The organism is Pseudomonas sp. PS02290, assembly GCF_029960075.1.
Classification (GTDB): domain Bacteria; phylum Pseudomonadota; class Gammaproteobacteria; order Pseudomonadales; family Pseudomonadaceae; genus Aquipseudomonas.
This window is the reverse complement of record NZ_JASCOY010000240.1, coordinates 1-321: the sequence shown is the minus strand read 5'-3', so window position 1 is coordinate 321 and position 321 is coordinate 1. Positions and strand designations below refer to the sequence as shown.

Below are 321 nucleotides of genomic sequence, written 5' to 3'. Positions count from 1 at the left end.
TCAAGGCCCCGCAAGGCGAGGTCTTTTACACGCTGTACGATCACGAGGCCGAAAATCTGCAAAAATCGGCCATCCGCACGGTCAACGTCAATCGCACGGTGCCCGGCGGGCTCGATCCCGATACCGACACCACCATCAACGAAAACCTCGCACCGCCGACGGTCAGCCCTTCGCCCATTAACAGCTCCGATACACAGGTGACCGTCACGGTCCTGCCTTGGGAGCACATCGAACTGGGAGACGTATGGACCGTGTACTGGAACGGCATTCCCGTCGTTGCCGCGCCCGTCACATTCCCGTCGATCGAGAAGGTTCTCGGGC

The 321-nt window shown here is 60.4% G+C and carries 1 pseudogene; it reads left to right on the top strand.

Annotated features, from left to right (window positions below):
• Positions 1 to 321: pseudogene (locus tag QMX88_RS29380) on the top strand (hypothetical protein); the annotation flags it as partial.